This window comes from Halorussus vallis, from assembly GCF_024138165.1.
In the GTDB taxonomy this organism is placed as follows: domain Archaea; phylum Halobacteriota; class Halobacteria; order Halobacteriales; family Haladaptataceae; genus Halorussus; species Halorussus vallis.
Genome location: NZ_CP100000.1, coordinates 2,476,792 through 2,501,459, shown reverse-complemented (window position 1 = coordinate 2,501,459; position 24,668 = coordinate 2,476,792). Strand labels below are relative to the sequence as shown.

Genomic DNA, 24,668 nt, shown 5'->3' with positions numbered 1-24,668 from the left:
ATGGTCTCCGTCGGAAGCGTCCTCTCGTGGATGGCCGAGAACAGCGGGACGCTGGTGTCGCAGGCGATTCAACACCTGAACATCGCGCTGACCGCGCTGGTGTTCGGCGTCGCCCTCTGGATTCCCGCCGCCGTCCTCGTCCGGGACAACGAACGGGCCGCCGACCTCTTCATCGGGTCGGCCGGCATCGTGCTGACGATTCCGAGCCTCGCGCTCCTGTCGCTGCTCATCCCGGTGATGGGCATCGGCGTCGCACCCGCGGTGACCGCGCTGGTGCTCTACTCAGCGCTGCCCATCGCCCGCAACACCTACACCGGCATTCAGGGCGTCGACCCCGCCAGCGTGGAGGCCGGCCGGGGCCTCGGCATGACCGACCGGCAACTGCTCGTCCGGGTCCAACTGCCGATGGCGCTGTCGGTCATCATGGCCGGCGTCCGGCAGGCGGCGGTCCTGTTGATAGCCATCACGACCGTCGCGGCCTTCTTCGGCGCGGGCGGCCTCGGCAACTCCATCTTCGCCGGCATCCGACTCAGCAACGCCAACCAGATACTCGCGGCCACGGCGGTCATCTCGGCGATGGCCATCGGACTCGACTACGGACTGTACGCCGTCCAGCGGTTCCTGCCGGGCGGCACGGAGGTTCGAGACGCATGATAGAACTCGAGAACGTCACGAAGGTGTACGGCGACGGCACGAAGGCGGTCGACGACGTGAGCTTCACCGTCCCGCGCGGCGACGTCGCCACGCTGGTCGGCCCGTCGGGGTGCGGGAAGACGACGACGATGAAGATGGTCAACGCGCTCATCGAACCGACTGAGGGGACCGTCTCGGTCGGCGGCACGCCCATCGACCGACTCGACCCCATCGAACTCCGGCGGAACGTGGGCTACGTCATCCAGGAGATCGGCCTCTTCAGCCACATGACCGTCGCGGAGAACGTCGGGGTCGTCCCGGACGTCGTCGGCTGGGACGACGACCGCATCGACGAGCGCGTCACCGAACTGCTCGAACTCATCCGGCTCCCCGAGAGCGTCCGGGAGAAGTACCCCTCGGAGCTGTCGGGCGGCCAGCGCCAGCGCGTCGGGGTCGCCCGCGCGCTGGCGGCCGAACCCGAAGTGGTCCTGATGGACGAACCGTTCGGCGCGCTCGACCCCATCACCCGCGAGGAGCTTCAGGACGAGTTCCTCCGGATTCAGGAGGAACTCGACGTCACCATCGCGTTCGTCACCCACGACATCGACGAGGCGCTCAAGATGGGCGACCGGGTGGCCGTCCTTGACGAGGGGCGACTCGTCCAGTACGACACGCCCCGGGAACTCCTCGCGAACCCGAAGAACGAGTTCGTCGAGAGCTTCATCGGCGAGGACCGCCTGCTCAAACAGCTCCAGACGGTCACCGCCTGCGAGGCGATGCGGGAGTCGCGGGACGGGACCCCGACCGAACGGACCGTCGCGCCCGGCGACACGCTGAAGATGGCGCTCCAGCGGCTGTTCGCCGGCGACCAGCGGTGCATCTCGGTCGTCGACGACGGCGACATCGTCGGCGAACTGACCGAGGAGGACGTGCGCGGCGCGGTGGGGTCGGACCCGACCGCCGTGCTGGAGGGCAACCGTGTTTGAGACGCCGCTGGGGGTGTTCACCGGCTGGCTCGACTACATCGCGAGCAACCCGAAGGCGTTCGCCGAGATGGCCCGCCAGCACATGACGATGGTGCTCGTCGGGGAGTTCGCAGCCATCCTCGTCGCGGTCCCCGCGGGCGTCGCGGCCACCCGCGACGAGCGGGTCGGCTGGGTGGTGATGAACCTCGGGGCGGTTTCCCAGACGGTGCCGCCGCTGGCGGTCATCGCCCTCTCGTTCACCGCGCTCGGCCTCGGATACACGCCGGCGGTGCTGGCGCTGTTCCTCTACGCGCTGTTGCCCATCCTGAAGAACACCGTCGCGGGCATCCGCGACGTCGACGACGCCCAGAAGGAGGCGGGTCGCGGGATGGGGATGACCGAACTCCAGCGACTCCGGCGCATCGAACTCCCGCTGGCGGTGCCCGTCATCTTCGCCGGCATCCGGACCTCGACGGTGCTGTCCATCGGCGTCGCCTACCTCGGGGCGTTCATCGGTGCTGGCGGGTTCGGCCAGTGGGTCATCCTCGGCCAACAGCAGTTCCGGACCGACGTCCTGCTCGCGGGCGCGATTCCGGGCGCACTGCTCGTCATCGCACTGGACCGCACCTTCGAGTGGCTGGAAGGCCGGGTGACCCCCTCGGGCGTCGCCAGCGAGGCCGACGGAGCGGCCGCGTGACCGTGGTCGCCACCGTGCGCCCCGCCGGAGAGAAGCATCGCGCGCGAACCGACGTCCGGTTCCCGAGACGAACCAGTCCCGACTCTCGAAAACGAATCCACTTCGACGCTCTCGAACCATGGTACGACTCACCGGAGAACTCACGATAGACGACGTCGTCGCGGTCGCCCGCGGCCGCGAACCCGTCCGACTACCGCCCGAAACCCGCGACCGCATCGTGGCGAGCCGCGACGCGGTCGACGACATCGTCGACGGCGACCGGCGCGTCTACGGCGTCAACACCGGGTTCGGCGACCTCCAGAACGTCTCGATCTCCCGCGACGACCTCGACGAACTCCAAGAGAACCTGCTCCGAAGCCACGCGACCGCCGTGGGCGACCCGCTGCCGACCGACGTCGTCCGGGCCGCGATGCTGGCCCGCGCGAACGCCCTCGCGGTCGGCGCGTCGGGCGTGCGGGTCGAACTGGTCGAGAAACTCGTCGAACTGCTCAACGAGGGCGTCCACCCGGTCGTCCCGGCCGACGGGAGCACCGACGACCTCGGCGCGGCCGCCCACATCGGACTCGTCCTGATGGGCGAAGGCGAGGTTGAGCGCCTGCCGCCGAGGGAGTCCCGAAGCGACGAACGGCGAACCGACCGCCGGCGAAACGAGAGCCGACGGAGCGACGAGCGCGACCATCGACGAAGCAGCGAGCGCAGGGGCGACCGCGGCGTCGACGCCGCGGTCGCCCTTTCGGAGGCGGGCGTCGACCCACTCGAACCGAAGGCTAAGGAGGGACTCGCGGTCGTGAGCGGGACGCCGATAACGACCGGCCTGCTCGCGCTCGGCGTCCACGACACCGAGCGGTTGGTCCGGACCGCCGACCTCGCGGGCGCCTGGACGTTCGAACTCCTCGGGGAGGCCCCGACCGCGTTCGCCGAGCGGGTCACCGAGGTCCGCCCCTACGAGGGGCACGCCGAGTCGGCGGCCAACGTCCGCCGACTCGTCGGCGCGACGCCGGACGGCGACCACGAGATGACCCAGGACCCGCTCTCGCTCCGGTGCATCCCGCAGGTCCACGGCGCGCTCCGCGAACAACTCGCGTTCGCCCGGCGGGTGGTCGAGACCGAACTCGCCAGCGCGACCGACAACCCGCTGGTGTTCCCCGACGGAGAGACGTTCTCCTGCGGCAACTTCAACGGGCAGCAGATGGCCGGCGCGGCCGACATGCTGCGGACCGCGGTCCAGAAGGTGGGACGGGTGAGCGAGCGGCGCGCGAACAAACTGGTCAGCGACGTCGACGGGGACGGCGTCGCGGCCTTCCTCGCGGCGAATCCGGGGCTCGAATCGGGGATGATGATCGGCCACTACACCGCGACGGGGCTGGCCGCGGAACTGGAGACTCGCACCTCCGCCAGCGGTCGGTCGGTGACGGTGTCGGGCGGCCAGGAGGACGTCCACAGCCTCGGCACCCTCGCGGCGCGGCACCTCGCCGAGGCCGTCGAGGCGGTCCGGCGCATCGTCGCCGTCGAACTGCTGTGCGCATCGCGGCGGACCGAACTGGCCGGGACCGAACTCCCCGACGCGCTGGCCGCGGTTGCCGCCGACCTCGACGAGGCGGTCGGCCTCCCGCTGGCCGACACCTCGCTCCACGAGGAGATTCGGGAAACCGCCGAGTTGGTCGCCGACGGTCGCTTCGCGGAAACCGCCGAGACGGCGGGCGCCGACCTCGTGTAGTCGTCGGTTCGACCTCGGACGAGCGACGTCCGACCCCGACTCACTCCGGCCTCGACTCACCAGTTCTGCGGCAGGTCGATACCCTCCTCGGCGAACCGGGCGTTGACACGCTGGAGGTACGCCGACCGGATGGTCATGAACGCCTCCCTGCTCGGCTTCTCGATCCAGAACCGGGCCTGGAGGCCCGCCAGCGAGTTGTCGAGTTCCACGACCCTGACCGTCGGCGCGGGTCGTTCGAGGATGTCGCCGTCGCTGCGGGCCTCGTCGACGAGGAGCGACGCCGCCCGGCCGAGGTTCGTCTCGTCGCTCACGTGGAAGGTGTGCGAAACCCGCCGGGGCGACTTCGCCACCGCGTTGACCACCGCGTTCGTGGCGAGTTCGGAGTTGGGTACGGTCAGGAGTTCGTTGTCGAAGGTTCGGACGCGGGTGACCCTGAAGCTGATGTCCTCGATGACGCCCTCGCTGTCCTTCCAGCGTATCCAATCGCCGATATTGAACTCCGGGTCGGTGACGATGAAGATGCCGGAGACGAGGTTCGAGGCGATGTCGCGGCTGGCGAAGCCGATGGCGACCGTGAGCGCCGCGGCGAACGTCGGCGGGAGCGACAGCAGGTAGCCGTAGTCGGCCACGTCGAGGGCGAGTCGGAGCGCCAGCAGGAGAATCACGACGTGGACTATCTTCCGCAGGGTGCTCGCGGCGGTCCGCTGGACGGGCGAGTTCTCCAGCGTCCGCGCGACGACGGGTTCGACCACGCGCTTGCCGAGTTCGTACAGCACCCCGAAGACGACGAGGAACACGACGACGTCCCAGAGCGCACCGACGTACCCGCCCTCCGGAACCCCCGGAAGTTCGGGGCCTTCGAACTGCCGGACGACCGTACTCGCGCTTCGTGCGCCGCTCGTCACCTCCGGGAGGACGGCCGGCGCGTCCCTCAACGTTCCGGCCAGTCTGGGCGCTCGTCGGGGCAGTTGCCCCGACGAGCGCCTGAGGGAGGGCCGGGCGAGTGCCCGCTCAGTACGCCTCCTCGACCTCGATGGGACCGCTGAACACCGAGTAGACCACCGCGAAGTACGTCGCCACCAGCGGGAGCAGGAGCGCGGCGGCGACGGTCAGCAGTTCGACCGCGGGCGACCCGACGATGGCCTGCTCGACCGTGAGTCCGGTCCGGGGGTCCACCGCGGGATAGAGCAGAACCCCGACCAGCGCGACCAGCGCGCCCGTCGTCCCGCCCGCGGCCCCGAGAGCGAGGTAGCGGCGGTCGTCCCGAAGTGCGACGACGTAGCACGCACAGAGGACGACGGAGGTCACCACGAGCGCCAGCGACGGAATCGCCAGCAGGGCGTCCAGGAGGCCGTGGCGGAGCGCCAACAGTCCGAGTGCGACGACCACCAGCGCGAGGTACGCGGCGGCGGCGCGAGTCCCGTACCGGGGCATCGCCTCGGCGAGCGGTCCCGTCGTCTTCAGTCGGAGGAACGCCGCCCCGGCGGCGACGTTGAGCGCCACCACGGCCAGGCCGACGACCACCGACGCGAGCGGGACGCCGGTCGCGCCCAGGAGCCAGTTTCCGGCGAAGACGCCGAGCAGGAACGGCGCGCCGACGCTTCCGACGACGAACGCCCGACCCCACCAGCGCTTCCAGGTCGCGTCCTCGCGCTGTTCGTAGAACTCCGGGGCGAGGCCGCGGAGGACGAGCGCGCCGAGCACGCCGAACAGCAGGAGGTAGTGGCGGCTGAAGAGGGCGGCGTACGCCGGCGGGAACGCCGCGAAGAGCGCGCCGCCGAAGACGACCAGCCAGACCTCGTTGCCGTCCCAGAACGGGCCGATGGCCGCCAGGCACTGTTCGCGCTCGTGGTCGCTTTCCCGGGTGGCGAAGATGGCACCGACGCCGAAGTCCCACCCGTCGAGGAACAGGAAGACGGCGAGGAACGCGAACACGACGCCGAACCAGAGGTCGGCCAGGTCGACGCCGAATCGGACCACCGCGGGAACGAGTGCTCGCGGATGAGCGACGGTTTCAATCATCGCCGGACACCCCCGTCAGGACCCGGGCCCCGTCGGGTTCCTCGGGGAGGTCGTCGTAGTCGGGACGCTCCCCGCTCGGCCCGCGGCGGACGATGCGGCCGACCACGTAGGCGTACACGGAGAGGAGCGCGAGGTAGCCGACCGCGAACCCTGCGAGCGTGAGCGTGGCCTCGGTCCCGGTGAGGCCGGGCGAGACGCCCGCGGTCGTCTTCATCACGCCCTGGATGACCCACGGCTGGCGGCCCACCTCGGTGACGATCCAGCCGAGTTCGACGCCGAGGAAGCCCAGCAGTCCCGACGCCATCAGCGCCTTCTGGAGCAGGCGGTCCTCGTACAGTTCACCCGAGTACCACCGGTAGGCCGCCCAGAACGCCAGGAGGACGAACCAGAACCCCATCGCGACCATCGCCCGGAACGACCAGAAGACGATCGCGACGGGCGGCGACCCCTCGAACTCGTTCAGCCCCGTGATTTCGGCGGAGGCGTCGCCGCCGCTGGCGAGCCACGACGCCCCGCCGGGGATGCCGATGCCGAACAGTTCCTTCGCGCGCGGGTCGGTGAGGTCCTCGACGCTGGTCGGGAACGCGACGATGTACTCGGGGACGTAGCTGTCGGTCTCCCAGACCGCCTCCATCGCGGCGAACTTCTGGGGCTGGGTTTCGGCGACGTGGCGGCCGTAGGCGTCGCCGTGGACCACCTGGAACGGCGCGGTTATCACGAGGCCGACGACCGCGACCTTGAGCGTCGCCCGCCAGAACCGCCCGTCGAAGTTGCCGCCGTCGACGACGCCGAGGTGTCGCCGCCGGTAGACGTGGTAGGCCGCCACGCCCACCATGAACAGCGAGACGGTGAGCACCGCGGCGTTCTGCATGTGGACGAACATCCAGGGGAAGCGGGGATTGGCGTAGGCGGCGATGGGGTCGGTCAGCAGGACGACCGGGTGGCCGTTCTTCGTCGCCATCTCGAACCCGCGCGGGGTCTGCATCCACGAGTTGGCGATGAGAATCCACACCGCCGACAGCCACGTGCCGAGGCCGACGAGGACGCTCGACAGGAAGTAGAGCCGGTCGGAAACCCGCTCGCGGCCGAACACGAAGATGCCGAGGAAGGTGGCTTCGAGGAAGAACGCCATCATCCCCTCGGCGGCCAGCGGCCCGCCGAACAGTTCGCCGGCGGCCGTCGAGAACGCCGCGAAGTTGGTGCCGAACTCGAACTCCAGGACGAGGCCGGTGACGGTGCCGACCGCGAAACTCACGGCGAAAATCTTCGTCCAGAACCGGCGCAGGCGCTCGTAGAGCGCCGCGCCGGTCCGCACCTCCTTCCACGTGAAGTAGACGAGGAACGGCGCCAGTCCCATGCTCATCACGGGGAAGACGATGTGGACGATGGTCGTCAGCGCGAACTGGAGGCGCGAGGCGGTCACGGGGTCTACCATCGAGCGAACGTTCGCGCCGAGGACGTAAGTCCCGCCAGCCGATTCCAAGTTCGTGAGAATCGCCGGAGGGAGCGGCGAACGACGCCGGCCGTCGGGTCCGGCGGCCGGCGTCGGCGGCGACCGACAGGTCGGGTAGGTGGTGGCGGCCGGTGGTCCCGTCGGTGTCTGCGGCGCGGGTCGCCGAGTCGCGGGCGGCGAACGAGCGAACGCTTAAGTGCCGCGCCTGCGACAGGTTACCACGATGGGTAACAAGAACAAGACTATCTCCTTCCGCGTCAACGAGGACTCCTTCGAGACGCTCCGGGAGATCGCCGAGGAGCGCGACATCTCCCTCTCTGCGGTCTTTCGCGACTACGTCGACACGCTGGTCGCCCACGACGGTCGAGTGAAGGTCGTGCCCGAGCGCGAACTCGCCGAGGAAACCGGCGACGAAACCGAGTTCCCCCCGAAGGTCGAAGTCCCCAAGAGCTTCGTCCGGGAACACGAGCGCCTGGAACTGGAGGCCGACCACCTCCGCGAACAACTCCAGGAGTACAAGCAGTTCGCCACCCACCTCCAGGACAGACTCGACGAGGAGGAGGACGTCGAGGAGGTCATCCACCTCGAAGACCTGGACGACGACCGGGAACGAGACGGGACGTACCGACTGGGGTAGTACCGGAGAAACCGGAAGACGGAGAGACGGACGGGCAAATCCGAGACGCGGGTTCGGACGGTGGTTCCGCGGACCGGCTTTCGCGAGACGACGGAGGAGCGTCGGAGCCTATCCCGAGAGGTGCTTTTTCTTCCGGCGGGCCCGTTCCTCGGCCTCGCCGTCGCCCTCGACGCCCGCGAGTTCCTCGACCGCTTCGAGCGTCCGGACCGAGTCGTCGAGGAACGACAGCACGTCGCCCGAGTAGGCGTACACCATGTAGTCGTCGCTCATCACGTCGACGATGGCGTCGGGGCCGAGTCCCTGCTCGCGGAGTTCGAGCAGGTACCGCATGAACTTCCGTTCCGGACAGCCACAGTAGGGGTTGCTCTGGCAGTCGCAGTCCAGGAAGTCCTCGGCGAAGTCCAGCACCCGCTCCTGAGTGGTGTCGTCCAGTTTGGCGAGGTTGTCGCCCTGGAAGAGCATGTCGAGGGTCGCGCCCTTGAACGCGCCTTTCGGGATGTTGGTCTCCAACTGCGACCCGATCTGGCGGTGGTTCTTGACGTAGATTTTGTCCGTGATGGCCACTGTTGGGCGTCAGTTGGGGATTTCCGGTGAAAAGCGTGTCGTCGAAGCGGCCGCGGGGCGTCGGTCGGCGTCGCCCCGGGGGCGCTCGTCCGGACGGCGTCGCCACTCCTCGGTCGAGCGCGTCGCCGAAAGAAAAGGTGTCGCGTCGTCAGTTCAGAAGCCGAGCGGCGGAGCCGTCATGACCGACGTGCTGTTGTCCGAGTCCTGGTCCTGGTCGGTGTCGATGCTGACCGACTGGCTCTGGTCCTGGTCGTTGCCGCTACCGGACGTGCTCTGACTCTGGTCCTGGTCGGTCGAAACCGTCTGGCTCTGGTCCTGGTCGTTACCGTCGCCAGACGCGCTCTGGCTCTGGTCCTGGTCGACGTCGGCGCTCTGACTCTGGTCCTGGTCGTTGTCGGTGCCGCTGGCCGACTGGCTCTGGTCCTGGTCGGTGGAGGCACTCGACGACTGGTCCTGGTCGTTGTTGCTACCGTCCTCGACTTCCTGCTCGCTGTCTTGGTCGACGTCGCTGCTCTGGCTCTGGTCCTGGTCGTTGCCGCTACCGCTGGCGGCCTGAGTCTGGTCGCTCTCCTGGTCGCTGCTCTGGTCGCTCTCCTGGTCGTTGTTGTCGCCGTCTTCGACCGACTGCTCGCTGTCCTGGTCGCTCTCTTGGTCGCTGCTCTGGTCCTGGTCGTTGTCGTCACCGCGAGCGTCCTGCTCCTGGTCGGAGTTCTGGTCGCTGGTCTGGTCCGACTCCTGGTCGTTCTTGTCGCCGTCCTCGACTTCCTGCTCGCTGTTCTGGTCGCTGTCCTGGTCGCTTTCGGCGTCCTGCTCGTTGTCGTCACCCTGAGCGCCCTGGTCCTGCTGGCTGTTCTGCTCGCTGTCTTGGTCGCTGTCCTGGTCGTTCTTGTCGCCGTCCTTGACCGACTGTTCGCTGTCCTGGTCGTTGTCCTGGTCGCTCTCGGCGTCCTGCTCGTTGTCGTCACCCTGAGCGCCCTGGACCTGGTCGTTGGTCTGGTCGCTCTCCTGGTCGCTGTCCTGGTCGTTCTTGTCGCCGTCTTTGACCGACTGTTCGCTGTCTTGGTCGCTCTCCTGGTCGCTGTCGGCGTCCTGGTCGTTGTCGTCGCCGTTCGCTATCTGCTCCTGTTCGCTGTTCTGTCCGCTGCTCTGGGTGTTCGACTGGTCGTTCTTGTCGCCGTTCTTGACCGACTGGTCGTTGTTCTGGTCGCTGTCCTGGTCGCTGTCGGCGTCCTGGTCGTTGTAGTCGCCGCGAGCGTCCTGGTCCTGCTCGTTCGACTGGGCAGCGTCCTGGTCGTTGGTCTGGTCGTTCTTGTCGCCGTTCTTGACCGACTGCTCGTTGTCCTGGTCGGCGTCCTGGTCGCTCTCGGCGTCCTGGTCGTTGTAGTCGCCGGTGACGTCCTGCTCCTGGTCGCTCGACTGGGCAGCGTCCTGGTCGTTGATCTGGTCGTTCTTGTCACCGTTCTTGACCGACTGGTCGCTCGACTGCGAAGCGTCCTGGTCGTTGTCGGCCGACTGCTCGTTGTAGTCGCCGGTCGCGTTCTGGTCCTGCGCGTTGGTCTGCGAAGCGTCCTGATCGGACTCCTGCAGGTTCTTGTCGCCGTTGGTGATGTCCTGGTCGTCGCTCTGCGAGATGTCCTGGTCGTTGGCGGCCGACTGCGAACTGTTGGAGCCGTCGACGATGGACTGGTTCTGGTCGTTGACCTGCGCGGCGTTCTGGTTCGACGCCTGCGTGTTGTTGTCGCCGTAGTAGACGTCCTGCTCGCTGTGCTGGTCGGCGCTCTGCTCGTTGTCGGCAGACTGGGTGTTGTCCGACCCGTTCTCGACCGACTGGACCTGGTCGTTCTCCTGGAAGACGTCCTGGTCGCCGGTCTGCTCGTTGTCGTCACCGAAGACGACGACCTGCGCCAGGTCCTGGGTGGCTTCCTGGTCGTTGGTCGCGACCTGGGTGTTGTTCGACCCGTTCTCTATCGTCTGGACCTGCTCGTTGTCCTGGGCCGCGGTCTGGGCCGCGTTCTGGTCGTTACCGTCGCCGAAGAGCACGACCTGCGCCAGTCGCTGAGCGATGGTCTGTTCGTTGCTCGCGTACTGGGTGTTGTTCGACCCGTTCTCGACCGACTGGACCTGGTCGTTGTCCTGGGACGCCGCCTGGCCCGCGTCCTGGTCGTTGTTGTTGCCGAAGGCGACGAACTGGACCTGCTTCTGGGCGATGTCCTGGTAGCTGTCCTCTATCTGGAGGTTGCTCGACCCGTTCTCGACCGACTGGACCTGGTCGCTCGACTGGGAGGCGTCCTGGGAACCGTCTTGGTCGTTACCGGCGCCGTAGAAGATGGCCTGAATCTGGCGCTGGTCGAAGTAGTAGTCGCCGTAGGCCTCCTGGGTGTTGTTGTCGCCGTTCTCGATCGACTGGTCCTGGTCGCCGTAGACGTCGGCGTTCTGCACGCCGCTCTGGTCGTTGTAGGCGCCGAGGAGGATAACCTGATCCTGCGACTGGTTACCTTCGGTGATTCCCTGCGCCTGCGTCTGGCAGTTGTCGTCGCCGGTCGCGGACTGGTCCTGGTCGAGACCGCCGTCGATGTTCTGCTCACCGGACTGATTATTGCCGACTCCGATTGACTGCTCGGACGCCGACTGATTGGCATCTACCCACTGCGTCTGCGACTGGTCGTCGGCGCACTGCGGCTGCGCGGTCGTCGCTGCTGCGAAACCGGGCACCATGACGCTGGTCGCGACTACGAGCGCGAACAACAGCGCCATGAACCGGCCAACTGTCGATTTCCTGATTCTCATTGTTTCACTGCGGCTCCCCTGCCGCACCGCGACGTTCAGCATTTCCTGACTTTGTTATTCACCTACATTGGCAACGATAACGGAGATTATCCGTCGTATATCCCCACATAATGCGCGTTGCTTCGGTTTCAGAGTACTCTCGGAAAACCGAGTCGACTCGGCCGCCGTCCGGCGCTCTCGGAATCGAGACTCCGCCGGTCGGAGCTTGAAACGCGAGTATCGTTCGATTCGTCCCGGAAAACTCCCGTTTTGCCGGGGTGAACGCGGCGAACTTTGCCCCGACGCGTTCCGACCGGAAGTAACGGACGTCCGAACGCGTGCGAAACCGGTTAGCAAGCCAGTTAATTCCGATAGCTGACCGTATCGAGTCGCTCCGACTTTCGGAGAGTTCCGGCCGAGCGCAGAGGACCGACCTCGGGAGAAGTAATATATGCCCGGCCGATGTGGAGCGGATATGTTTCGGACAGGGAGGTCGCTCGCGGCCGTCGCACTCGCGGTGGTGCTCGTCGCGGGCGCCGGAACCGTCGGCGCGGGAATCGGCGATGGAGGGGTACCGACCGACCGCGGAGAACTCGACGCGGGGGACGCGATGACGGGCGAAACCGAGGTGACCGTCGACGTCAACTGCACCGAGGGCACCGTCGAACTCACGGCGCCCGAGGGCGCGAGCCACCGGGTCACGGTCGCGGTCGCGAACGTCACGCCGACCGAGAGCGACGTGTCGAGTTCGACGGTCGGGGGCGTCGAGGGCAACGAGACGTTCGAACTCGACGGCGAGGGAATCGCGTTCGCCTTCGTTCAGGACTCCTCGGGAGAGGAGACGGTCGCGTCGGCGGTGCGCAACTGCGCGAGCGAAGCAAACGCGTCGGCGACCGCGACGACCGAGACGACCGAGACGGAATCCGACGCCGTCCCGGAAGTCGAGATCTCCTGCAACGACAGTGAGGTCCGGTTCGTCGCGCCCGAGGGGACGGAGTACACCGCCAAGGTCACCGCCCTGTCGGTTACGCCAGACTCGACCTCCTCGCAGAGCGCGACGAGGACGCTCGAAGGGAACGCCACGGCGTCCGTCGACGAGGACCAGTTCGTCGCCGTCTTCGCGTCGACCGGCGACCTCGGCGACGAGGAGACCGTCTCGGTCTTCCGGAACTGCGCCAACATCGGCGGGAGCGAGGACGCGAACCGGACGACCCGGAGCGACGACGCGTAGGTCGACGGCGACGTAGTCGGTAAAACGGTCGCGGTGGCCGGGTCGGCGAGGCCGCCTCGCCGACCCGGCGGTCAGTATCGAATCAGGCCGGAGCGAGGACGCCCTCGCCCGGACGGACTTGCTCGGCCGTCGTCTCGCTCTCCTTCTCCGTCGTGGTGTCGCTCTCCTTTTCAGTCGTCTCTTCGTCCTCCGACTCGCCGTCGCCCGACGGTTCGGTCGGCGTCGACGCGTCGGCCGTCTCCGGTTCGGACTCCTTCGTCGTCTCCGTCCCGTCCGCCGAGTCGTCGGACCGCTCGTCGTCTCCCGCCGCCGACTCGGACGACCCGGCGGCCTTCTCGGACTTCTTCGACTTCTCTCCGCCGGCGGAGTTCGTCCCGGAGTCGGTCGAGTCGGCTTCCGTGGACTTCCCGTCCTCCTTCGTCTTCTCTTCGCCTCCGGCCTTCTGGTCGCCCTTCGCCTTCCCGTCTTCGGTCGTCTCGTCCTCAGCTTCGGTCTTCTCGTCCTCGGATTCGGTCGTCTCCTCGCCGGACTCGTCGGTTTCGGGTTCGGCGGACTTCTCGCCGTCGTTCGACGGTTCCGCGTCGCCTTCGTCTTCCGCGGATTTCCCGTCGCCGTCCGTGCCCCCGTCGCCGCTTTCGGTGGCTTCCTCGTCTCCGCCGGATTCCTCGGTCGCCGTCTCCTCCGTCGTCTGCTCTTCGGTCGACGTCGGTTCTTCGTCCGAACTCGACGTCGAGGTCCGGGCCGTCGACCCGTCGTCGGCCTGCGCTTGCGTCGGTTCCGCTTCGGTCGTCTCGGCGGTCTCCTCCGTCGAGGACGTCTCCGCCACCTCCTCTTCCGTCGTCTCGGTTTCCGTCGTCTCGACCTCGGACGACGAATCGCCGTCGTCCGGCGTCTCGGTTTCCTCCATCGTCTCGGTTTCCTCCGTCGTTTCCTCGCTCGCGTTCGCCGTCTCCGACCCGGTCGACGCGTTCGTCGCCTTCGTCGCGGTCGAGACGGATTCCGTCTCGGACGCGGCGGTCGTCTCGGCGGCGTCCGCGTTCGACTCGTCGGTCGACGTCCGGTCGGCGTCGGTCTGCTCCTGGGACTGGTTCTGGTCGACGGCGAGCGACTCGTTCTGCGACTGGGTGTCGTTCTCGCCGGTCTGGTTCTGGGTCTGGTTCTGTCCGACGTCGACGCTACCCCGCTGGCGCTCGGTGCCGTTGGTCAGCGACTGGTTCTGGGTCTGGCTCTGGTTCAGTTCGGCGGTCTGGTTCTGGGCCTGCGTCTGGTTCTCACCGCCGGACTCGGTCTGGTTCTGCACCGCGTCGACCGACTGGCTCTGGTTCTGGGTCTGACTCGGCCCCTCGTCGCCCTGCGTCTGGTTCTGTCGCTGGTCGACGCCGACCGACTGGCTCTGGTTCTGGGTCAGGTTACCGCCGGACTGGCGCTGGCTCTGGTTCTGTCGCACCTCGACGCTCTCGTTCTGGGTCTGATTCTGGGCGTCGGCGGTCTGCTCCTGGTGCTGGCGCTGGCCGGCTTCGACCGACTGGTTCTGGGACTGCGCCTGGGTCCGGTCGCCGTACGTCTGGGTCTGGTCCTGTCCCTGGTAGACGACCCGGACGACCTGGAACTGGGTCTGGGTCTGGTTCGCCCCGTCGCCCTGCGACTGGTCCTGGTTCTGGTCGACCTCGATGCGCTGGGACTGGTTCTGGTTCCCACCCCCGTCGGTGGCGGCGTCCTGTCGCTGGATGAACGTCACCCGGAACACCTGGGTCTGGGTCTGGCGCCGTCCCGACTCCGTCTGCGTCTGGGTCTGGTTCTGGTCGGAGTCGACCGACTGGTTCTGGGACTGCGAGCGGTCGGAACCGTTCTCAGCCTGTTGCTGTTTGAACACGATGACCAGCGTCTGGCGCTGGTACTGGACGTTGTCGCTCCCGTCGCCCTGGGACTGACACTGGTTCTGGACGACGTGGATGAACTGGAACTGCGCCTGGTAGAAGACGGCCCCGCCCGAGGTCACCTGGCTCTGGCCGCCGCGGGCGCCCTGGGACTGGCTCTGGGACTGCGAACCGCCGGACTGGCGCTGGCACTGGTTCTGATAGAGGTACAGCCCCTGGCTCTGACTCCGGGTGTCCGTCTCCGAACCGTCTCCGCCGTCGGCCGGCGCGTCGGACTCCCCGTCGCCCGGACCGCCCGCGTCTCCGTTTCCATCTCCGTCTCCGTCTCCGCCGCCGTTCGGCGCGCTCGGGTCGTTCGAGTCGTCCTCGCCGTCGGGCGCGCTCGACTCGCCGCCGTCGTCGGGCGCGTTCCGGTCGTCGCTCTCCTCCGGGGGCGTCGCTCCGGGCGCTCCGGTCCCCGTGCCGGAGTCGCCATCCGCGCCATCACCGCCGGCACTGCCGTCATCGACTTCGCCACCGTCGCCGTTCTGACCGTCGTCCGCGGCGTCTCCGCTTCCGGACTCACTGCCGGAGTCCTCGCCGCCGGCCGACCGGTCGCTTCGCGCATCTCGCTCGCCCCGGGCGTTCTCGCCGTCGCCCGGCGTCTCGTCCGCACCGCTTGCGGCGTCGGCCGCGTTCGAAGCGCTTCCGTCCGAATTGCGGGAGGCGTCCCCGCCGTTCACCGAAGCGGCGCCCCCGTCGCTTCCGCCGTCGGCGAGGAAGGACACTCCGGTCCCGTCGACGGCGTCGGACGCCGACCGCTGTGAGTCGTCGGCGTCGGCGTCGACGCCGACGCCGACGCCGCCGTCGTCTCCCGACCGAGCGTTCGCGTCCGCCGACTCACCGTCGGAACGCCCGGCGTTCGAATTTCCCGCCGAGTCCGCCCCACCTCCGTTACTCGCGCCGCTCTCGGCGTCCGACTCGAACGTCCCGCCGCTGTCGACCGCGCCGGACCGCCCGCCGTCGGGCGAAATCGAGGCGGTCGAGTTCGCCGAGTCGGCCGCGCACTGTCCCTGGACTAAGTACGCCGCGCCGCTGTCGTTGCCGGCCACGTCGCTCCCGGGCGCGCCGATGAGGACGTCGGCCGGCCCCTCGCCGGCGGCCGGAATGCCGGCGACGCTGCCGCCGGCGAAGTCCCCGGCGGCCTGGCCCATCAACTTCGCGGCGTCGAACGACCCGCCGCTCGACCGGCCGTAGACGACGTACGCCGCGCCGGTCCTGGCGTGGTTCGGCGCGCCGACGACGACGTCGGCGTAGCCGTCGCAGTCGACGTCACCCGCGACGTCGGCCGACCAGCCGAGTCGGTCGGCCGGCCGCTCGCCGTAGACCGTGACGTCGGCGCTCGCGGTCGTCACCGTCCCGTTCAGCGACTCCCCGCCGTAGATGACGTAGGCCGCGCCCGCGTTCTGGCCGGTGGTGTCGTTCGCCGGCGCGCCGACGACGAGGTCGGCGACGCCGTCGCCGTTCGCGTCGCCCGCGCCGCCGGTGGCGAACCCGGCGGCGTCGTTGGCGCTCGCACCGACCACGGTCGCTTCGGCCTCGCTCAGGTTCCGTTCGCCCTCGGCGTCCGAACCGACGACGTAGACGGCGCCGGCGCCCGGACTACCACTCCGGTTGTACTGCGGCGCGCCCACGGCCGCCTCAGCGACGCCGTCGTCGTCGACGTCGCCCGCCCAGGAAACCGACCACCCCGCGCGACCGGTGTCAGTCCGCCCGACGAACGTCGCGTCGCTCGACGAGAGCGACGTCGTGTCTCCGATCGAGTTCGCCGTCAGCAGGTACGCCTTCCCAGATTGACGCTCGTCGAGGTTCGACGGCGCGCCGACCAGCACGCCGGGTTCGTCCGAGGAGTCGACGTCGCGCGCGGCCACGTCGAATCCGGCGTAGCTTCCGTTCTCGGTCCCGACGAGTTTGTCGCCGACGTCGCCGAGCGTGACGGTGCCCGAGAGGTTGCCGCCGTAGACGACGTAGGCCGCGCCCGCGTTGGTCCCGCCCTCGTCGTCGTACGGCGCGCCGATTACGATATCGGAGCGACCGCCGGCGTCGACGTCGCCCGCGGCGACCGACCATCCGGCGCGGTCGCCGGGGCTGTCGCCGAGGAAGGTCACGTCGGCGTCCGCGACCGAGACGTTACTCTCGTCGACCGGCCCGTAGAACAGGTAGGCCGCGCCGGTGTCGTTCTCGCCGCCCTGGGGCGCGCCGACCAGCAGGTCGGTGACCCCGTCGCCGTTGACGTCGCCCGCCGAGGACGTCGACCAGCCGGCGCTGTCGTTGGTCGCCGCTCCTTCGATTTTCGTGTAGTTATCAGAGACGTTCACCACTCCCGTCGGCGGACCGACCGCTCCGGAGGTCGCCGTCGACTCGGCCGCCGCCGCGTCGGACCCCGACGCGACGACTGCCCCCGAGACGACGGCGCTGCTCACAACGAGCAGGCACGACAGTACGGTCAACAAGACGGTGCTTCTACGGCCGTTACGCCCGACGCTACTTCGGTCGCTTTCGCCCTCGCGTGTTCTCATTCTGCTCCGATGGACATGTACCGGAACGCGACTTTGTTATAAACTGGCAACCGACCGGTAACGCGGATTACAGGTGGTAAGGCGGTCCCTATCACCCGTTCTCACGGCCGAAACCGTCGTAACGCGAGGTTGGTCGAAGCCGCTCGCCGAGCGCCGCGCGGCGCTCGGCGAGCAGTTCGTCAACCGTCGAACCGGCGCTTCGTGTCGAAGCGGGGCGCATTCTCGCGACGGCGAGCCGACAGGTACCGGCCTCGACAGAGAACGTTGATAGGGAACGACTCGGAGGCTCACACGCGCATGGCACGCGAACAGGAACGCGAAGGCGACCCAGAGGCATCGCTACTCGAACGACGCGACGTGCTCCGGACGGCCGGGGCGCTCGTCGGTTTCGCCGGACTCGGCGCGGTCGGCGGGGCCGCGGCGCTCCAGTCCGGAACTGCAGTCGACGCGACCACCGTCGAGGCCGACCACCGGTGGCAGTCGGTCGAACTGCCGTCGACCCACTCCGACCCGGTCGTGGTCGCGTCGGGACTCTCCTATCGAGGGCCGCAACCGGCGACCCCGCGGCTCCGCGCGGTCGCCGGCACGGGGTTCGAGGTGGCCGTCGAGGAGTGGCGCTACCTCGACGGAAATCACCGCCGGGAAACCGTCGGCTACGTCGCGACGGACCCCGGCCGCTACGACCTCGCCGACGGCGCGGCCCTCGAAGTCGGGCGGATTCGGACCGACCACCGCTGGGCGTCTCCGACCTTCGACGCCGCGTTTTCGAGTCGGCCCGTCGTGTTCTCGCAGGCCCAGACCACCGCCGGCCCCCAACCCGTCGCGCCCCGTCACCGCGCGGTCGGACGGACCGGGTTCGACGTCCGATTGCAGGAAGCCGAGGCCGGCGGGTCCCACCGCGTCGAGGACGTCGGCTACCTCGCGGTCGAACCCGGCGCGGGGACCCTCGACGGCCGGGCGTTCGAGGCGGGAAGCCGCGACGACGTCGGCCACGGGTGGCGGACGATAGCGTTCGACGGAACCTACCGGGAACCGGTGTTGCTCGCTGCCCTCCAGACGTTCCGCGGGGCCAACACCTGCGCGGTGCGCTACCGGAACCTCTCGGGGTCGTCGGTCGAGGTGAAGGTCCAGGAGGAGCGAAGCGCCGACCGCGAAACCGCCCACCTCGGCGAGCGCGTGGGCTACCTCGTCGTCGAGGGCGCGCCGTCCCAGGGGACCGAAACGCCGACCGGAGACACGCCGCTGTCGGAACTCGACCGGAGCCGCGTCGAGCGACTCGTCCACGAGTACGTCAACGAGCGGCGCGTCGAGCACGGTCTGGGGACGCTGGCGTTCGACACCGAACTGCGGGAGATAGCCCGCTACCACAGCGAGGACATGGCCGCCGAGGACTACTTCAGCCACGTCTCGCCGGACGGCGAAACGCGGGCCGACCGGTACGAACAGTTCGGCTACGACTGCCGGGCGCCCGCGGGCGACGACCGGTACTACACCGGCGCGGAGAACATCCTCTACACCTACTACGACTCGAACGTCAGGACCGGCGAGGGGACCGTCCGGTACACGAACGCCGACGAACTCGCCCGGGGCATCGTCCGCGGGTGGATGAACTCCGAGGGCCACCGCGAGAACATCCTCCTCTCGGCGTGGGACGACGAGGGAATCGGCGTCCACGTCACGTCCGAGGGGAAGGTGTACGCCACCCAGAACTTCTGCTGACGCCGCGGTCGTCGGCGTCCGGGGTCGGTCGGCGTCTCGGCGAGAGAAGAGCGGGTCGAGGTGGCACGCGAGCGGGCCGCCGGGCGACCGCGTCGCTCGCTCGACAGCGCGTTACTCCTCGACTTCGTAGCCGACGTCGGTGACGGCCTTCCGCGCGGCGTCCCGCGCGTCGGGTTTCCCCTCGATCACGACGACGTTCTCGTCGCTGTCGGCGTCGGCCGACGCGACGCCCGGCAAGCGGGTCACCTCGTCCTCGACGACCGTCTCACAGCCGTTACACGACATGCCGATGACGCGAAGTTCGTACCGTTGCATCGCATTCGCTCCTACGAATCGGAGGTAATTAATACCGGAACACTATGAATTATACTGCACGGCAGGCTCGAACCGGGCCGTCTCGGTGCGATTTTACCGCGACGGAGCAAGACTGTCCGGAGTCGAAACTATCAGCATCGTGGACGGTACCGCCAGACGGCGCTGAGGCGAGTGTCGAGAGACGTAACCGAACGAACTAGTAATTAAGATGGTTGTTTTTAAGAATTAAATTCCCAATCGAGTATCGCCATTCGAAAATAAGGTTAATCTCCTACACAGAGGCAAATTTTTTATCCGTGCGGTCGTTAAGAAATGACGCCTGCCCGGTCCGGACGACGCGCTCGACGAACGAGCGCGGATGACCTCCCGACCGGACAGCGCAGGGTTTCTCTGGGTGAACCGGAATGCAAGCTTGGGTGAAATGAGATGAAAGGAGAGTTCGCTTTCTGTCCGAAGAGCGGCGCACCGCTTTCAGAAGACGTCCACTACGACGAGTTCGGTCGGCCGATGCGACACGGCGTTCGGGACGACCATCCCGCGAAGACTCAGCCGGACGGGGAACTGACGAACGGGGCGCTCCGGTCGTCGCGCGTCGCCGTGTTCAACCACTTCCGACGGTGTCACCGGCGCCACCGCGAGAGCGACGGGCGACTGTACTCGAAGGCGGCGCTGGGGCTGACGCGGCTCAAGCAGACCGCGTCGGGCACCGAGGAGTGGGACGTGGTGGTCTGGTACGCGCTGGGGGAATGGCTCTCGCGGTCGGGGTACGAGGCGTCGTGGATGAACGCCCACGCCGAACCGCGATGTCCCGGGTGCGGTGGAAAACTGAAGTACGAACGACTCGGCGACGAGACGCTGGTCGCGCGCTGCGGCGTCGACTGCTCGGGCGACGGGAGCGACCGACTCGCCGAACTCCGCGAGACGGTCGCCGACCTGTACGCGCGGGCGTTCCCCGACGCCGAGACTGTCGACGGCGACGAACTCCGACTCCTGTAGGTCCGTCCGGGTCGGAGGCCGAGACTTTCGCAGGCGAGATCGAGCCGACGACTGTGCGACGAACCGCGGTTCTTCGATTCTCGAATGGTCAGACAGGACATGCGGTTGCTGGAGATACTGGTGATGTCCGCGGACGCCCGCGAGAAAATTCGGTCCTTGTTCGAGGACCACGACCTCGACTACGCCATCAGCGACAACGCGGCCGACCCCGACACGGCGGCCGTGGTCAAACTCCCGCTGCCCGCCCACGGCGTCGAACCGGTCCAGCGGCGCCTCCGCGAACTCGAACTCGACACGGAGCTGTACACCGTCGTCGTCAACACGGAGGCGGTCGTCTCCGGCCGGTTCGACGGGACGTGGGACGCCGCGGGCACCATCGAAGCGCTCGGACGCGGGCGGGTCTCGCGCGACGAACTCCACTCGAAGGCGGCCGACATGCTGCCGGACCTGGTGGTGTTCGTGCTGATGACCGCCATCAGCGCGGTGGTGGCCACCGCCGGCGTGTTACTCGACTCGATGCCGGTGATGGTTGGGGCGATGGTCATCGCCCCGCTGGTCGGCCCGTCGATGGCGACGAGCACGGCGACGGTCATCTACGACGAGGACCTGTTCGCCGAGAGCGTGAAGTACCAGGCCATCGGCGGGGCGGTGGCGCTGGCCAGCGCCGTCGCGTTCGCACTGTTCGCGAAGGTGGTGGTGTTCCCCGACCCGGCCATCGAGGTGGCCCGGAGCCTGCGGTTGAGCAACCACACCTCGCCGACGTTCCTGCTGGTGGCGGTCGCGCTCTGCGCGGGGATGGCCGGCGCGGTGAGCCTCTCGACCAGCGGGCTCACGACCCTCGTCGGCGTGATGATCGCCGCCGCCATCGTGCCGCCCATCGGGGTCGTCGGCGTCGGCATCGCGTGGGCGCGGCCGGTGGTCGTGCTCGGGTCGGCGGCGGTCGTCCTGGTCAACGTCTTCTCCATCAACCTCGCGGCGATAGTGAGCCTCTGGTACTTCGGCTACCACCCCGAGGACTGGGCCGATCTCCGGGAGACCCGAATTCGGATGCTCAAACGCGTGGTGGTGTTCGCGATGCTGATAGTCGTGCTGGCGGTGTTGCTGGTCAACCTCGACGGCGGCTCGCTGGACGTACTCCTTCGGAACCTATGACTACCGATGATACCCCCGAAACAGGACCGGGACCCGACGCCGAACGCGAGACGGGGAGCGGCCCGGGAATCGAGGCGAAGAACGACGGGAGAACGGAACCGCCGAACGGCGGCGACGAAGAATCGGCCGGCGACGGCGAAGTGGAACGGGCTAACGACGGCGAAGCGGAACGGGCGAACGACGATGAAGTGGAGCGGGCGAGCGACGACGAAGGGTCGGCCGGCGGCGGCGAAGGAGAGTCGGCGAGCGACGACGAAACCCCAGCGACGAGCGACCGCGAGTCGGACGACTCGCGGTCGCTCGTCGCGGTCCTCTCGTACGCGCTCCGCATCGCCTGGAAGCTCCTCGTCCTGCTCGGCAAGGTCACGCTGGCGGGGACGCGACTCGTCGCCGCCGTGGTGCGAGACGACGGGAACCAGCGCCGCGCGCGGCGCTGGTTCCTGCTGGAGGGCAACCGCTGGACGCTCGTGGCCGCGATGGTGGCGACCATCTTCGTCGGCTCGCTGACGCTCGGGCTGACGAACGTCATCGGCGTCAGGGAGAGTAGCTTCGTGACGACGATGTTCAGTACCATCATCGCGGGGCTGTTCTCGTTCATCCCGCTGGTCATCGCGGTGAATCAGCTCACCGTCTCGCGGCTGTTCGGGACGCCCGACCACCTCCGCGACCGGGTCGACAGCGTCCACGAGTTCCGGCGGCGAATCGAGTCGATGTCGGCCGACGTCGACGTGAGTCCGACCGACCCGGCGGCGTTCCTCGTCGTCATCGCGCGCGCGATGCGCGACCGGGCGACCGCGCTGCGGACGGTCGCCGAAGAAGCCGACGACGAGGCGGTTCGCGAGGACCTGGAGGCGTACGCGGCCGGCGTCTCGGAGCAGGCCGACCGGGTGACCGAGAATCTCCGCGGGAGCGACCCCGGCGTGTTCGGGGTCCTCCTGCCCGTGATGAACGAGAACTACTCCCGGCGGTTCACCGCGGCCCGCAGGCTCCGAGTCCGGGCCGGCCCGCTTCCCGAAACCGCCGACGAACTGCTCGAAGACCTCCAGTCGGTGTTCGTCTCCATCGACGTGACCCGTCAGTACTTCAAGATAATCTACCTCCAGCAGGAACTGGCGCGGCTCTCCCGATTGCTGGCGTACAGCGGCACGACGGCGTTCCTCACCTCGACGCTGGTGGTCATGATCTACGCGAGCGGCTACCCGCCCGCCGTCAGCGAGACCGCGCTCCTGGTGGTCGTCGCGCTCTCGCTGGCGGTGGCGTTCAGCCCGCTGGCCATCCTGTTCGCGTTCGTCATCCGGGTCGCGACCGTCGTCAAGCGGACGTCGGCCCCCGGCGCGTTCACGCCGAAGGGGGAGCGACCCACGCATGCGCGGTAGCGCGCGGGTGACGGTAGCCGGCGCCGGTTTCGACCGGCCGCCACCAAGGTGGTCGGTGTCTGCCGGCCGCCACCAGGGCGGTCGGCGTCGAGTCACACGGACGAATCGAACGCGGACGACCGAATCGACGCAGACGCTCGAACGTAGATTCTCAGACATGCAACTCGAATCAGCGAAGCGATTCGTCGAAGCACAGTTCCCCGACCGCGACGAACTCCCGGAGGTTTCGGTCGCGATGGCGGCCGCGACCCTCCTCCTGTGGACCGCCCTGTTCGACGGGTGGCTCCCGATGCCCGCGATGGAGGGGTCGATGGTGATGTCCGACCCCGGCGTCCCGGAGGCGATAGCGACCCACAACGGCGTCGAGGGCGTCGTGCTCTACCTCGTCACGTGGGGCGTGATGATGTCGGCGATGATGTACCCCGCGATGCTCCCGTTCGTCCGGCGGTACGTCGGGAGCATGGAGGCCTCCCCGACCGGGAAGGCGAGCGCCGCCGTCGCGTTCCTCGGAACCTACAGCCTGGTCTGGACCGCGACCGGCGTCGTCCCGCTCGCGGTCGACGCGCTGGTGGACATCAGCGCGCTCGTCGCGAACTACGGCCGGTTCGTCGTCGGCGGGATGCTGGTCGTCGCGGGCGTCTATCAGCTCACGGCGTACAAGCGCGAGGCGCTCCGGACGTGCTGTGCGGGCGTCTGCTCGCACGTCCCGGCGTTCCCCGACGCGGCCCGCCGCGGCGTCGAACACGGCCGGCGGTGCGTGCGCTGTACGTGGGCGCTGTTCGCGCTGATGGTCGTCGTCGGGTCGATGAACTTCTTCTGGATGCTGCTGCTCACGGCGGTGGTGACCCTCGAACGGTTCGCCGACCGCGGCGGCGACGTCGCGGCGACCGTCGGCTACGCGGCCATCGCCGGCGGCCTGGTGACGCTACTGGTCGGCGTCCCGACCTTCTGACCGTGAAGCCGAGGAGCCACCGCTCGCGCCGAGAGGTGCTGGCCGCCCTTGCGGGGGCCGCGACGGCGCTCGCCGGTTGTTCGAGCGAACCGACGCCCGGCGACCGGACGACCGCCGAACCGGAGTGGACCGCGGTGGGGTCGCCGACCGAGATGACGCTGTACGGCGTGACGCTGACGAACGAGGGACCGCTGGCGGTCGGCGAGGGCGGCCGGGTCGTCCGGCGAATCGACGGCGACTGGCGGGTCGAACTCGACGGCGGACCGACCGGCAGCCACGACGGACTCACGGGCGTCGACGCCACGGCCAACGGTCGCCGGGTGTGGTTCTGCGGCGGCAGCGGCACGGTCGGGCGGTTCGACGTCTCCGACGGGACGGTCACCGACGCGTCGGCCCCGAAGGGCAAGACCTCCACCTGGGAGGACGTCGCGGTCGCCGGCCTGGCCGGCCAGGAGTGGCTCTACCTCGCGAACGGGTCGGGCGAACTCCTCCAGGGTCGGGTCGGCGGCGACGGCGTGTCGTGGCGGTCGGTCGTCAAGCCCGGACCCGGGTCGAGCATCCTCGCGGTGTCGTTCGTCGACCGCGGCACCGGCTACGTCTGCGACACCTCGGGAAACGTCTTCCTGACGGTCGACGCCGGCGACGAGTGGCGACGAATCGGCGTCGACGGCGCGGGCGTGAATCTCCACGACGTCGCGCCGCGCGGGGCCGACGACGTCTCGGTCGCGGGCGGCGACGGCACCGTCTTCCGGTACAACGGCTTCTCGTGGACGCCGGTGAACGTCGGCGAGGCCGACGTTCACGGCGTGGTCCGCGACCGCCACGAGGGCTTCGCCGTCGACGCGAGCGGCGGCGTGTTCGAACTCACCCGGAAGGGGTGGAAGCCCGAGGCGGTCGACAACGAAGCGCCGCTGCACGACGTGACCCTGGGCACCGTCGACTTCCCGGAGGTCGCGGTCGGCGCGGGCGGGACCGTCCTCGAACGGAGCCGGCGATGACCGGAGCGAGAGAGCGAGACGACCGGCGGAGCGCCGCGGG

The 24,668-nt window shown here is 68.5% G+C and carries 19 protein-coding genes; 12 read left to right on the top strand and 7 right to left on the bottom strand.

Annotated features, from left to right (window positions below):
- The 4 genes from NGM07_RS12660 to NGM07_RS12645 all read left to right on the top strand — a co-directional run bounded on the left by NGM07_RS12660 (position 1) and on the right by NGM07_RS12645 (position 4,012).
- Positions 1–654 (top strand): ABC transporter permease, encoded by a 654-nt coding sequence (locus NGM07_RS12660; protein WP_253512039.1) that lies wholly within the window; start codon positions 1–3, stop codon positions 652–654.
- Entirely contained in the window at positions 651–1,619 is a 969-nt protein-coding gene (locus NGM07_RS12655) for an ABC transporter ATP-binding protein (RefSeq protein WP_253512037.1), read from the top strand. The genes NGM07_RS12660 and NGM07_RS12655 overlap by 4 nt, the downstream gene beginning before the upstream one ends.
- Entirely contained in the window at positions 1,612–2,295 is a 684-nt protein-coding gene (locus NGM07_RS12650) for an ABC transporter permease (RefSeq protein ID WP_253512035.1), read from the top strand. The genes NGM07_RS12655 and NGM07_RS12650 overlap by 8 nt, the downstream gene beginning before the upstream one ends.
- Before the next feature lie 118 nt (positions 2,296–2,413).
- Positions 2,414–4,012, top strand: coding sequence for an HAL/PAL/TAL family ammonia-lyase (locus NGM07_RS12645; RefSeq protein WP_253512033.1), 1,599 nt, complete (start codon positions 2,414–2,416; stop codon positions 4,010–4,012).
- A gap of 56 nt (positions 4,013–4,068) precedes the next feature.
- Here NGM07_RS12645 and NGM07_RS12640 read toward each other — a convergent pair whose 3' ends face one another.
- The 3 genes from NGM07_RS12640 to NGM07_RS12630 form a co-directional block, all read right to left on the bottom strand.
- Positions 4,069–4,917, bottom strand: coding sequence for a mechanosensitive ion channel family protein (locus NGM07_RS12640; RefSeq protein ID WP_253512031.1), 849 nt, complete (start codon positions 4,915–4,917; stop codon positions 4,069–4,071).
- A gap of 106 nt (positions 4,918–5,023) precedes the next feature.
- Entirely contained in the window at positions 5,024–6,034 is a 1,011-nt protein-coding gene (locus tag NGM07_RS12635; protein ID WP_253512029.1) for a cytochrome d ubiquinol oxidase subunit II, read from the bottom strand.
- On the bottom strand, positions 6,027–7,469 hold the full coding sequence (locus NGM07_RS12630) for a cytochrome ubiquinol oxidase subunit I (RefSeq protein WP_253512027.1): 1,443 nt from the start codon (positions 7,467–7,469) through the stop codon (positions 6,027–6,029). The genes NGM07_RS12635 and NGM07_RS12630 overlap by 8 nt, the downstream gene beginning before the upstream one ends.
- Positions 7,470–7,710: 241 nt before the next feature.
- Here NGM07_RS12630 and NGM07_RS12625 point away from each other — a divergent pair, with 241 nt between their 5' ends.
- Positions 7,711–8,124, top strand: a complete 414-nt coding sequence (locus tag NGM07_RS12625; RefSeq protein ID WP_253512025.1) for a DUF8146 domain-containing protein — start codon at positions 7,711–7,713, stop codon at positions 8,122–8,124.
- Between the two features lie 108 nt (positions 8,125–8,232).
- Here the strand turns inward: NGM07_RS12625 and NGM07_RS12620 are convergent, their stop codons facing one another.
- Positions 8,233–8,688, bottom strand: a complete 456-nt coding sequence (locus tag NGM07_RS12620; protein WP_253512023.1) for a DUF5814 domain-containing protein — start codon at positions 8,686–8,688, stop codon at positions 8,233–8,235.
- Between the two features lie 153 nt (positions 8,689–8,841).
- A complete protein-coding gene (locus tag NGM07_RS12615) occupies positions 8,842–11,475 on the bottom strand; it encodes a hypothetical protein (RefSeq protein ID WP_253512021.1) in 2,634 nt (877 codons plus the stop codon).
- Positions 11,476–11,929: 454 nt separating this feature from the next.
- Here NGM07_RS12615 and NGM07_RS12610 point away from each other — a divergent pair, with 454 nt between their 5' ends.
- On the top strand, positions 11,930–12,685 hold the full coding sequence (locus NGM07_RS12610; protein WP_253512019.1) for a hypothetical protein: 756 nt from the start codon (positions 11,930–11,932) through the stop codon (positions 12,683–12,685).
- 82 nt (positions 12,686–12,767) lie between these two features.
- Here NGM07_RS12610 and NGM07_RS12605 read toward each other — a convergent pair whose 3' ends face one another.
- Positions 12,768–17,024, bottom strand: coding sequence for a hypothetical protein (locus NGM07_RS12605; RefSeq protein ID WP_253512018.1), 4,257 nt, complete (start codon positions 17,022–17,024; stop codon positions 12,768–12,770).
- A 393-nt stretch (positions 17,025–17,417) separates the two neighbouring features.
- On the opposite strand from NGM07_RS12605, the gene NGM07_RS12600 reads away from it, so the two are divergent.
- Entirely contained in the window at positions 17,418–18,839 is a 1,422-nt protein-coding gene (locus NGM07_RS12600; RefSeq protein WP_253512016.1) for a CAP domain-containing protein, read from the top strand.
- Positions 18,840–18,950: 111 nt separating this feature from the next.
- Here the strand turns inward: NGM07_RS12600 and NGM07_RS12595 are convergent, their stop codons facing one another.
- The gene (locus NGM07_RS12595) at positions 18,951–19,154 is read right to left on the bottom strand and encodes a heavy-metal-associated domain-containing protein (RefSeq protein ID WP_253512014.1); all 204 of its coding nucleotides are present in this window, start codon (positions 19,152–19,154) and stop codon (positions 18,951–18,953) included.
- A 426-nt stretch (positions 19,155–19,580) separates the two neighbouring features.
- Here NGM07_RS12595 and NGM07_RS12590 point away from each other — a divergent pair, with 426 nt between their 5' ends.
- The 5 genes from NGM07_RS12590 to NGM07_RS12570 all read left to right on the top strand — a co-directional run bounded on the left by NGM07_RS12590 (position 19,581) and on the right by NGM07_RS12570 (position 24,628).
- The gene (locus tag NGM07_RS12590; protein ID WP_253512012.1) at positions 19,581–20,150 is read left to right on the top strand and encodes a hypothetical protein; all 570 of its coding nucleotides are present in this window, start codon (positions 19,581–19,583) and stop codon (positions 20,148–20,150) included.
- Positions 20,151–20,234: 84 nt separating this feature from the next.
- On the top strand, positions 20,235–21,302 hold the full coding sequence (locus tag NGM07_RS12585) for a TIGR00341 family protein (RefSeq protein ID WP_253512011.1): 1,068 nt from the start codon (positions 20,235–20,237) through the stop codon (positions 21,300–21,302).
- On the top strand, positions 21,299–22,678 hold the full coding sequence (locus NGM07_RS12580) for a DUF7972 family membrane protein (protein ID WP_253512009.1): 1,380 nt from the start codon (positions 21,299–21,301) through the stop codon (positions 22,676–22,678). The genes NGM07_RS12585 and NGM07_RS12580 overlap by 4 nt, the downstream gene beginning before the upstream one ends.
- A 157-nt stretch (positions 22,679–22,835) precedes the next feature.
- Positions 22,836–23,630, top strand: coding sequence for a DUF2182 domain-containing protein (locus NGM07_RS12575; protein WP_253512007.1), 795 nt, complete (start codon positions 22,836–22,838; stop codon positions 23,628–23,630).
- 2 nt (positions 23,631–23,632) lie between these two features.
- Positions 23,633–24,628 carry a WD40/YVTN/BNR-like repeat-containing protein gene (locus NGM07_RS12570; RefSeq protein WP_253512005.1) on the top strand — a complete coding sequence of 332 codons (996 nt, stop codon included), beginning with the start codon at positions 23,633–23,635 and terminating at the stop codon, positions 24,626–24,628.
- Positions 24,629–24,668: the final 40 nt, after the last annotated feature.

Bases quoted from the DNA above. Each gene is read 5' to 3' on its own strand.
- NGM07_RS12660 (WP_253512039.1), top strand. From the start codon at position 1: ATGGTCTCCGTCGGAAGCGTCCTCTCGTGGATGGCCGAGAACAGCGGG.
- NGM07_RS12655 (WP_253512037.1), top strand. From the start codon at position 651: ATGATAGAACTCGAGAACGTCACGAAGGTGTACGGCGACGGCACGAAG.
- NGM07_RS12645 (WP_253512033.1), top strand. From the start codon at position 2,414: ATGGTACGACTCACCGGAGAACTCACGATAGACGACGTCGTCGCGGTC.
- NGM07_RS12635 (WP_253512029.1), bottom strand. From the start codon at position 6,034: ATGATTGAAACCGTCGCTCATCCGCGAGCACTCGTTCCCGCGGTGGTC.
- NGM07_RS12630 (WP_253512027.1), bottom strand. From the start codon at position 7,469: ATGGTAGACCCCGTGACCGCCTCGCGCCTCCAGTTCGCGCTGACGACC.
- NGM07_RS12625 (WP_253512025.1), top strand. From the start codon at position 7,711: ATGGGTAACAAGAACAAGACTATCTCCTTCCGCGTCAACGAGGACTCC.
- NGM07_RS12615 (WP_253512021.1), bottom strand. From the start codon at position 11,475: ATGAGAATCAGGAAATCGACAGTTGGCCGGTTCATGGCGCTGTTGTTC.
- NGM07_RS12610 (WP_253512019.1), top strand. From the start codon at position 11,930: ATGTTTCGGACAGGGAGGTCGCTCGCGGCCGTCGCACTCGCGGTGGTG.
- NGM07_RS12600 (WP_253512016.1), top strand. From the start codon at position 17,418: ATGGCACGCGAACAGGAACGCGAAGGCGACCCAGAGGCATCGCTACTC.
- NGM07_RS12595 (WP_253512014.1), bottom strand. From the start codon at position 19,154: ATGCAACGGTACGAACTTCGCGTCATCGGCATGTCGTGTAACGGCTGT.
- NGM07_RS12590 (WP_253512012.1), top strand. From the start codon at position 19,581: ATGAAAGGAGAGTTCGCTTTCTGTCCGAAGAGCGGCGCACCGCTTTCA.
- NGM07_RS12585 (WP_253512011.1), top strand. From the start codon at position 20,235: ATGGTCAGACAGGACATGCGGTTGCTGGAGATACTGGTGATGTCCGCG.
- NGM07_RS12580 (WP_253512009.1), top strand. From the start codon at position 21,299: ATGACTACCGATGATACCCCCGAAACAGGACCGGGACCCGACGCCGAA.
- NGM07_RS12575 (WP_253512007.1), top strand. From the start codon at position 22,836: ATGCAACTCGAATCAGCGAAGCGATTCGTCGAAGCACAGTTCCCCGAC.